The 3068-nt window shown below is 74.9% G+C and carries 4 protein-coding genes; 1 reads left to right on the top strand and 3 read right to left on the bottom strand.

The annotated features are described in order from the left end of the window. A partial coding sequence (locus tag CWC38_RS11405; RefSeq protein ID WP_338067547.1) for an FAD-dependent oxidoreductase occupies positions 1-1040 on the bottom strand: 1040 nt, incomplete at its 3' end. A gap of 221 nt (positions 1041-1261) precedes the next feature. Between CWC38_RS11405 and thiE the strand changes: the two genes are divergently transcribed. Further along, positions 1262-1924 (top strand): thiamine phosphate synthase, encoded by a 663-nt coding sequence (gene thiE / locus CWC38_RS11400; RefSeq protein WP_121846834.1) that lies wholly within the window; start codon positions 1262-1264, stop codon positions 1922-1924. An 81-nt stretch (positions 1925-2005) separates the two neighbouring features. On the opposite strand, the gene CWC38_RS12490 is transcribed toward thiE, so the two are convergent. Next, on the bottom strand, positions 2006-2596 hold the full coding sequence (locus tag CWC38_RS12490; protein ID WP_240625248.1) for a thiol-disulfide oxidoreductase DCC family protein: 591 nt from the start codon (positions 2594-2596) through the stop codon (positions 2006-2008). Further along, a partial coding sequence (locus tag CWC38_RS11385) for a PhzF family phenazine biosynthesis protein (protein WP_133306259.1) occupies positions 2593-3068 on the bottom strand: 476 nt, incomplete at its 5' end. The genes CWC38_RS11385 and CWC38_RS12490, both read right to left, overlap by 4 nt.

The following is a 3068-nucleotide window of genomic DNA, read 5'->3' as shown; positions in this document are numbered from 1 at the left end:
GTGCCGGGGCGGGCGCGGGCCATCATCTCCAGGACGTCGCAGTCGTCGATCGCGGGGACCACGGTGCGGGCGTCCCGCAGCAGCTGGTGCACGCCGCCGGCGAGCACGGACTCGCGGCCGTCCTCGCGGCTCGTGGCACCGAGCACCAGGGTTCGGTCCGCCCGCGGCACCATGTAGACGGGCCGCCCCAGCACCTGGGCACGCACGGTGCGGGTCAGCAGGTGCTCCTCGCCGGGGGCCAGGACGGAGTCGGGGACGCGCAGCCGCAGGATGTCCCCGAACACGGGCCGCAGCCGCAGGTCCAGGTCCTCCGGGAGGCCTCCCACGGTGTTGGCGGTGAGCCCTGCGGCCACCACCACGGCGTCCGCGGGAATCCGGGTGCCGTCGTCCAGGACCACCCCGGCTGCGGCGTGGGGGCCCTTGCGGGGGACGTGCACGGACTCCACCCGGTGGGTGAGCCACGTGACGGGACCCGGGTCCGGGGTGCTGCCGAGCGTGTCCAGGAGGGGAGCGTTGAGTGCCTCCACCATGGCGGTGGCGAGCATCCGTGGGTCCACCTGCCGGTCCGAGACAATGCACACGGCACCACCCAGCCGTGGTGCGAGGGCCGGCTCCAGGGAACGGGCCTCGCGGGTGGAGATCTCCTCCACGTCCATCCCGGAGGCGATCTGGTGGGAGGCGAGGTCGGAGAGCGAACGCGCGTCAGCGGCGTCGGCGGCGACCACCAGGGTCTCCTCCGTGCGGTAGCCGGTGGGCAGGCCGGTGGCGGCGGCCACGCGCTGCACGAACTGCGGGTACTCTGCGGCCGAGGCGCGCATGAGGGGGTACAGGCGCTCCTGACCGTACTGGGTCTCGGCCACGGGGGCGAGCATGCCGGCGGCGGCGCGGGTGGCGCCCCAGGCGGGCCGTGGGTCCACCACGGTGACGGCGGTGCCGCGGCGGCGCAGCTCCAGAGCGGTGGCCAGGCCGATCAGCCCGGCCCCGGCCACCACGACGTGCGCGGGGACGTTCTCGGACAACTTTCCTCCCTCCGGCGGCATGACCCGCATCAGGTGACCGGTCGGCGACTCACGCCCTCTCAGCCCGCTGCGGGTGGTCTGTGACGCGTGCGGGCTCCCGTGGAACTCGTCGGGCGGCACGGGGTCGGCTGCCGGACGACGCCGCCAGTCTAGCCCTCGCCCCGTGCCACGTCCCCGGGGCTTCGCGGCGGGCTGAGCGACCGCCCCGCGCGCGGGTGCGGGGTTCGTGCCACCATGGCGTCATGGCACAGACCGAGGACCAGGGAGAACGCCGCCGTGACCAGCTGAGGGACGCGCGGCTCTACGTGTGCGTGACGGCGCGGCAGGAGCGCGGTGACCTGCGAGAGTTCCTGCACGGCGCGTACGAGGGCGGCGTGGACATCATCCAGCTGCGGGACAAGACGCTGGAGGCCGCGGCGGAGATCGAGGCCATCGGGGTGCTCGCGGAGGTCGCCCGCGAGCACGGCAGGCTGTTCGCGGTGAACGACCGCGCGGACGTGGCCCTGCTGACCGGCGCGGACGTGTTCCACGTGGGCCAGGGGGATCTCACCACCGAGCAGGCACGCACGGTGCTGGGCCCGGACGTGGTGCTCGGGCGCTCGTGCCACACACCGGCTCAGGTGGACGCGGCGCTCGCTGACCCCGGGCTGGACTACTTCTGCACCGGCCCCGTGTGGGAGACCCCCACCAAGCCGGGCCGCTCAGCCGTGGGCCTGGAGCTGCCCCGGTACGCCGCGCGGCACGCGGGGGACACGCCGTTCTTCGCCATCGGGGGCGTCGACGCCGCCCGGCTGCCCGCCGTGCTCGACGCCGGCGCCTCGCGGATCGTGGTGGTGCGGGCGGTCACCGAGGCCACCGACGTCACCGCAGCCGCCCGGGAGCTGCGGAACGCGCTGCCCGCATGATCTGGCGGTGCCCGGGCGAGGGCAGCACGGAGAGGGCGGTGCGGGCGGCGCGAGACGGAGGGCGGCTGACTCTCCCGCGGGTCAGTGTTTCCGGCTGCACTGCCCGGGGTGCTGCTCGCACCACGGGGTGACACCCGGGAAGCTGCCCCGGTGGGCGGCCACCCAGCGGTAGACGGCCTCCACGGTACGACCCACCAGCGGCAGGTTGTAGAACGTGCCGAAGCAGCGGCCGCCCAGGGCCGTGTCGAGGATGGCGGAGATGGCCCGCGCGCCGCTCGTGGCACGCACGTCCGAGTCCGAGCGCGTCCCCTTCGGGGCGGGCTCGTTGGTAGCGCTGCCGGTGCCCACTCCGCGTGTGGCACGCACGCCCGAGTCCGCGGGGGCGCCGGCCGGGGCACCGACATCGGCGCCGGTGGCGGGGCGCGAGTGCGTGGACGAGCGTGAGGGGGTGTGCCCATCGGCGTCGGTGTCCGAGGCGGCGTGCTCGGCGGGAACGGCCCACACCGAGGTGTTCGCCTGCTCCGGGGTCAGCCCGAAGCGTTCCAGGACGCCCGGGCCCTGCCACGGGTGCAGTTCGATCCGACCGTGGCGGTCCAGCGCCCGGACCCAGCCCACGGACCGGGTGCAGAACCCGCACCGGCCGTCGAAGACCACGTGCAGCCGGGTGCTCACAGCGTCACGCTCCCCGTGACGCACACCGTGCAGGAGCCGCCCACGCGCACGGTGCCCGTCGTGTCCGTGCTGACGTGCACCATGCCGCGGCGGCCCATCCTGGTGCCCTGGCGCGCGGTGTACGTCTGCGGGGCGCGGCCCGTGCGCAGCAGCCACTGGGCCAGGCCCGCGTTGAGGCTGCCGGTGACGGGGTCCTCGCAGCCGGGAGTTCCGGACACGAACGCGCGCACCTCGTAGTGGTGCTCCGCCCCCTCGGGGGCGGGGCCCACCACGCCCACCTTGTGCCCGTTCAGCGCCGTGAGGTCCGGTTCAACGGCAAGCACCTCCTCTGCGGATCCCAGCAGCACGGCGGCCCACCCGGGGCCGTCGTCCACCCACTGGTGCGCCAGGACCTGCTCCGGCCGGAGTCCCAGAGCGGTGGTGACCGCCTCCAGAACCTCGGGTGCGAGGTCCCCGGAGCGGAGGGTGGGCG

The sequence above is a fragment of the Kocuria tytonicola genome, assembly GCF_003687455.1.
Classification (GTDB): domain Bacteria; phylum Actinomycetota; class Actinomycetes; order Actinomycetales; family Micrococcaceae; genus Kocuria; species Kocuria tytonicola.
Note: the sequence above shows the minus strand (reverse complement) of the source record. Positions and strands in the feature narration are given on the sequence as shown.

What these genes read in the sequence shown, in the direction of transcription:
- thiE (WP_121846834.1), top strand. Translation starts at nt 1,262, where the DNA reads ATGGCACAGACCGAGGACCAGGGAGAACGCCGCCGTGACCAGCTGAGG.